This window comes from uncultured Mediterranea sp., assembly GCF_902493215.1.
In the GTDB taxonomy this organism is placed as follows: Bacteria; Bacteroidota; Bacteroidia; order Bacteroidales; family Bacteroidaceae; genus Bacteroides.
On the sequence record NZ_CABUOL010000038.1, the window covers coordinates 1 to 5,405 of the forward strand.

Below are 5,405 nucleotides of genomic sequence, written 5' to 3' on the forward strand. Positions count from 1 at the left end.
CGGAGGGTTTGGGGGCGGCAGCCAATTCTTCATTCTTCATTCTTAATTCTTCATTAAAAAGCCTCTCCTCGTCCAGGTAAAGCACATACCCCTCCGGCACCACGAACGACGAACGGGCATAATCCTTCACACTGGCATCGTAATTCGCATCGCCCATCTGCTGGGACATCCACCGCTGTGCCTCGGCCAGGTCCATCCCTGCGGGGATGATGAAGAACAGCCGCAGCCCCTCCGTGCTGGGCGTGATGTGGGCCAGCACCACGTAGCGCATCACGCCCCTGCCCTCCAGCTCCGCCCGCTTCTGCTCCCAGTAGCCGCGGGGATTGGGTAGGTGGTCCACGTCGTACATCGACAGGCCGCTGGGCACAGCGTCGGCGTTCAGCCGCCGTCCGTTGCGGAAGGTGGCGTGCGGCGTGAAGATGGGCAGCCGCTTCTTCAGCCCCGCCTTCAGTGTGTCATACTCTTCCTTCGTCAGCTCGCCGCGAAGGCACTTTTCCTTTCCGTCCGCTATCTCGGCGCAGACCTCCGCCACCAGCTCCGAACGCATCGCCTGGTGGAACAGCTCGGGGGTGCACTCCCGCACCACCCGGCTCCTTACGTTATTGCTTATTCCGAACTTCATTGCTTTAATGGATAATGGATAATTGATAATGGATAATTGAAAATCTTCGTTAATTGATAATTGAGACTATTCCTTCGTGTAAATATTAAAGGAGGTTTTGAGCGAAGCTAATGGAGAATTGAGAATTAATTTCGGCCGCATTCTTAATTTTCAATTCTCCATTTTCAATTTTCCATTAAATAAGCTCCGTGTCGAACACGCGATCCACAAAGTCGCTCGCCTGCCGGCTCTCGTCGATGAGCACGTCTGCCGGCGTGATGTCCGCCTCGTCCAGAGCGATGCGCAGGGTGAGCCGCACGTGGCTGTCGCCCACGCTGGCCCGTCCGTGGGGCAGTTTGATGTACTTGCTGCCGGGCCTCGACGCGCTGCGGCGATAGGCGTTGAAGTTGCCCTCCGTGGGGCTTACCAATCCCAGACTGCCCTCCAGGCGTCCGTTTCCGTTCATTAAAGCCTTGTAGGCTTCGTCGCTGATTTGAATCTTTACGTTCATAGTCGTGTAATTTTTTTTTGATGTTGTGAATAGGGTTTTTGAGAGTTGAAAGTTGAGAGTTGAAAGTTGAGAGTTGAAGTGGTGGTTAGCGGTTAGTGGTGAGCGGTGGGCATACTAACCGTTAACCGTTCACCGCTAACCGTTCATCTTCACGATTTCCACCGCCAGAATGTCCTGAAACATCTGCCCGTTGTACTCGCGCGTCTGGAAGCGGAGGACGGCATACACCAGCTCGCCTGCATAAAACTTGCACGAGGCCAGCTGCCCCAGCATGGCTGCCACATACGTGTCCTCGTACTTGCCGCCCACTTCCTGCAACACGATGTTGCACTTCATCACCTGTCCGCTTTCGGCCTTCTGGCTCTGCACGGCGAAGGGTTCGCCCTGCGCTACGACTTTCATTAATTGCTTCATATTATATTGCCACGACGGGGATGGTTTGTCCGTCTTGACTGAGGCAAAGATAGGGCAAGGATGATGAATAATTGCGATATAATAATCTGATAATCAATGTATGTACAACCAATCCGATGATTATGCGATGTTTTGTCCGATCCATCCGATGAAACTGTCCGATAGCTATGGGAAGAGAAGGCAATCCATGGCAGAAGCGGCAGAGATAAAGTTATAATTTTATCAAAAACAAAGCTGAACTGCATAAAATATAACTGAAAAACATTATCTTTGCAAGCGGAAAACGTAACGCACAACTATCATGACTCTCAATCAGATTATCGGCAAGAACCTTGCCAGCTACCGCCAACACCTTGGCTACTCCCAACAGGAGATCAGTCAATATTTAGGTATCAGTCAACCGGCTTATGTCAAATACGAAAATGGAGACACCGTCGTGCCTATGGAAGCTATTGAAAAACTGGCAACGCTCTACAATGTAGAAGAGTACGATCTGATGGAAGAAAATGCCGAACTGACACAAGCCAACGTTGCGTGTGCATACCGCAAAAACGGCGCCATAAACGACCTGGAACAGATAGCCCAATTCCAGAAAATTGTCAAGAACTATATCCAGATGTGCAATGAGCTTGAGAAGTAAAAACGAATTGGAATGTCTGGCTACGCGCCTGCGCGAAGAGATGCACGTCACGACGAAAGATCCCGTACGTATTCATCAGATTCTGAAAGAGAAAAATATCTTGACCTGGTTTCGGAAGCTGGATGACAATTTTTCAGGTATGGCTATCCGTATCCAAGCAGATGATAGAAGCCGATACTTTATGCTGATCAATACGGCCCAGTCCTATGCCAAACAACGGTTCACCGCCTGTCACGAGCTGTACCACCTGCTTTATCAAGAACAATTTACCGTATCGCAGAACAATGCAGGATTGTTCAACAAAAAGGAAACAGAAGAATACAATGCCGACCTTTTTGCCTCCTACCTGCTGTTGCCCGAAATGGGGTTGAAGGAATTGACGCCGGATAAAGAACAGGGTCGAAACAAAATCACACTTGCCACCCTGCTGAAAATAGAGCAAAACTTCGGATGTTCGCGCAGTGCATTGCTCATGCGTCTGAAGGGGTTGGGATGGATTACCGACGAGGTTTTTGCCCGCTACCAGAAAGATGTCCGAAAATCGGCCATCGAATATGGTTACAGCACCAGGCTTTACGAACCGACCTGTCAGACGGAACTGGTTGGAGACTACAACCTGAAGGCACGGGCCCTGTATGATGCCGGACTCATTTCGCAGGCAAAATATTTTTCATTACTGGCCGATATGGGTCTTGACTTTTCAAAAGAACTGGGCGATGGCGAAGAATAAGGTCATATTGATTGATGCGGATGTCATTTCGCATTTCATTGCTACCGGTCGCATTGACACGCTGACAACGATTCTCGCTCCCCATGCCGTCTATGTGGTGGACAATGTGTACAAAGAAGCCACCTGGCACCCTACCGATTCCCAACGCAAAGCCAAAGTAGACGCCTGGATGACCCGCTGCAAAGTTTCGCGCATAGGCTTTCCCTATACGAACGACCATGTCAAGAAGGAATTCTTCCGCCTGAAGAAAGAAAGCCCGCTTTTGGGAGAAGGCGAAAGGGCCTGCATGTCGATGGCCCGTTTCGGGCATGAAGTGGTGGCCAGCAGCAATTTCAGGGATGTGGCCGACTATTGTGACGCATTCGGCATTGAATACATCGGCACCTTAGACATCCTGGCCATAGCATTGAACAAAGGCATCTACACACAAGAAGACTGCAATAACTTCATCGCCGACGCCATCAGTCTCAACAAGGCCCGGTTCCCCGTCAGCGACATCACTCGCTACACGCCGACACGCGACCTGAGCGATTTTTGAAGAACCTGCCTCGTCACTTCTGAAACTCCGCTTTCAGCTTCATCACTCCCTTATACAAGCCGTCGTATGCAATGCGGATGAAGCGGTCTATCTTATTCGGGTTTTGCATCATCTTGACAAACTGCTGGCGGGAAGCCCGCAAGTTGGTCACCTTAACCCTCTCTCCTTCTTGCAACCACTTGTTCCGTTCGGTGGAAATGGCATTGGCTATGCTCCTTGCACTGCAATTCAGCCAAGGTGAATCAGGAAACCACTTCTGCATCTGGCTGATGAATTCAACATCTTTTGTCTGAAAGTTCATCACCTCGGCATCGTCCAATGCAGCATGTAGCCAAAAGAGTTCATTTTTCCCCTGCAGTTGCTCCAATGCCGAAGCTATCAGGTTGTGAAGCTGCCCAAGCCGTTCGGCTGTGGCAAATAGCGAAGGGGAAAAAATGAGGTTATTGAGGCTGGTGTCTTCTTGTTCTTCTTCCGCCATCTCTCCATCGTTCTGTATGGGGTTTGCCTCCGTCGCCTCCACGTGCATGTCGCCCTGCACGATGGTCTGGAACTTGATGTCCGTCATCTGGCAGCGGTCGAAGTAGATGCCGCCGTAGAAGTTCTTCACTTCCGTCTGTTGTTGCTTGTTGTCTTCCATGTCTGTTGTCAATTTTGGGGTAAACTTTGGCTGGCAGGCTCCGCATGGATACTGACACCCTTTATCTGGTTTCCGCTGAAGTGGTTGGCGCCTTCGTAGTAGTTGTACTGCGTGTGTGGCGCCCGGTCGACAGGCTTCTTTATGGCCCTGTCCACCCGTTCCACATGCTCTTTGACGCATTCCGAGTACTTCATGGTTGTCAGGCACGAGAGGAGCGCCACCAGCCCCGCTTTGCTGAACAGCTCCACTGCCCTGTCTATCAAGGCGGCCAGCAGCTTCGGCTCGGTCTCCATCTCTACGGCTGTCTCTATCTCTGTCCGGCAGAGGTCGAAATCTTCGGGCATCACCTGCGGCTTTTCGGCTTCACCCGACGGAGGTGTACCGGGTGGACACTCTTTCTTCAGGTTGTAGTAGGATGTTTCGATGCAATCCAATACCTGTACCCGCTCGTCTTTCGTGGTCCAACGGAAGACGATTTCCTTGATGTACGCACTGTTGAAATGGTCCGTTGCCAGCATCCAGTCCTCCGTTGTCATGATGGCACACGCATGATGTGCCTGCTCCGGCAGCGGAGCGTCCACGTCAAAACTTGCCAGATTGAACACATGATCCCAGTTGGGCGCTCTCAGAAAACCCAGATACCAAGGTAACAAGCGTTTTCTCTCTTTCTGCCACAAAATGACGAACACGCTGCGGAAAAACTTGGAAGGTTTCCCGTGCTCGTCCATCAGGTGTTTCTCCCTCAATATCTGCAAGTGTTCCACCGCCTGCTCAATGGGGATTCTCATCAGACACAGCGCCGCATAAACCAGCGACAGGCACAACTGGGTGGCAGAAGAATCACACTTCAGGTGCTTGTTATGAAAAACATATCCCTCCCAGATGTCTTCGTCGTCCGCATGCTTCACCAGGAAGGCCCGCATACTCTGCAAGTATACTTCATTCAACATCTCTATGGCAGGGATGGACAATTTATGTTCTGATTTCAAAGTCCGGAAGATGGAATAGATTTCATTCCACAACTTGTTGTCGCCGATAAGGTGGTCGATGTGTACAAATTTACGACAGACTATTGGTTGATATTGCAAATATGGTTTCATCGTAGTACGTATTAATTTGATTATACTGAAAACAAAGGTAACTTTCTGACCAAATATACAGATTTCATTCCAACAAACAAAGTCCAAAGCCTGTTTTAACATATATTTTGTGCTATTACGAATTACAGATTACAGTTAGCCAAAATCGAAATGTGTGCGTCACTTATACAGTTATATTATATATATATATTTATATATATAATATAAAATTCTGTACACACTTTTTTCAAATCG

8 protein-coding genes are annotated in these 5,405 nt (G+C 49.6%); 3 read left to right on the top strand and 5 right to left on the bottom strand.

What is annotated here, in order from left to right; all coding sequences use genetic code 11:
- From RDO88_RS13380 to RDO88_RS13390, 3 genes are all read right to left on the bottom strand, one after another.
- On the bottom strand, nt 1-622 hold a 622-nt coding region (locus tag RDO88_RS13380; protein ID WP_307759827.1), incomplete at its 3' end, for a BT4734/BF3469 family protein.
- A gap of 175 nt (nt 623-797) precedes the next feature.
- Complete coding sequence (locus tag RDO88_RS13385) at nt 798-1,112, bottom strand: hypothetical protein (RefSeq protein WP_307759828.1); 315 nt, start codon at nt 1,110-1,112, stop codon at nt 798-800.
- A gap of 135 nt (nt 1,113-1,247) precedes the next feature.
- Nucleotides 1,248-1,526, bottom strand: coding sequence for a hypothetical protein (locus tag RDO88_RS13390; RefSeq protein ID WP_072544931.1), 279 nt, complete (start codon nt 1,524-1,526; stop codon nt 1,248-1,250).
- A gap of 301 nt (nt 1,527-1,827) precedes the next feature.
- Here RDO88_RS13390 and RDO88_RS13395 point away from each other — a divergent pair, with 301 nt between their 5' ends.
- From RDO88_RS13395 to RDO88_RS13405, 3 genes are read left to right on the top strand one after another with little or no spacing between them, the layout of a single operon-like run.
- On the top strand, nt 1,828-2,166 hold the full coding sequence (locus tag RDO88_RS13395; protein WP_307759829.1) for a helix-turn-helix domain-containing protein: 339 nt from the start codon (nt 1,828-1,830) through the stop codon (nt 2,164-2,166).
- Nucleotides 2,150-2,896, top strand: a complete 747-nt coding sequence (locus tag RDO88_RS13400; RefSeq protein ID WP_307759830.1) for an ImmA/IrrE family metallo-endopeptidase — start codon at nt 2,150-2,152, stop codon at nt 2,894-2,896. Before RDO88_RS13395 ends, RDO88_RS13400 begins: the two co-directional genes overlap by 17 nt.
- Nucleotides 2,883-3,434, top strand: coding sequence for a hypothetical protein (locus RDO88_RS13405; protein ID WP_307759831.1), 552 nt, complete (start codon nt 2,883-2,885; stop codon nt 3,432-3,434). Before RDO88_RS13400 ends, RDO88_RS13405 begins: the two co-directional genes overlap by 14 nt.
- A 13-nt stretch (nt 3,435-3,447) precedes the next feature.
- Here RDO88_RS13405 and RDO88_RS13410 read toward each other — a convergent pair whose 3' ends face one another.
- Together RDO88_RS13410 and RDO88_RS13415 are read right to left on the bottom strand one after the other, a co-directional pair.
- The gene (locus RDO88_RS13410) at nt 3,448-4,071 is read right to left on the bottom strand and encodes a hypothetical protein (RefSeq protein WP_307759832.1); all 624 of its coding nucleotides are present in this window, start codon (nt 4,069-4,071) and stop codon (nt 3,448-3,450) included.
- A gap of 8 nt (nt 4,072-4,079) precedes the next feature.
- Nucleotides 4,080-5,171: a hypothetical protein gene (locus RDO88_RS13415; protein ID WP_307759833.1), complete on the bottom strand. Its 1,092-nt coding sequence runs from the start codon at nt 5,169-5,171 to the stop codon at nt 4,080-4,082.
- Nucleotides 5,172-5,405 lie beyond the last annotated feature (234 nt).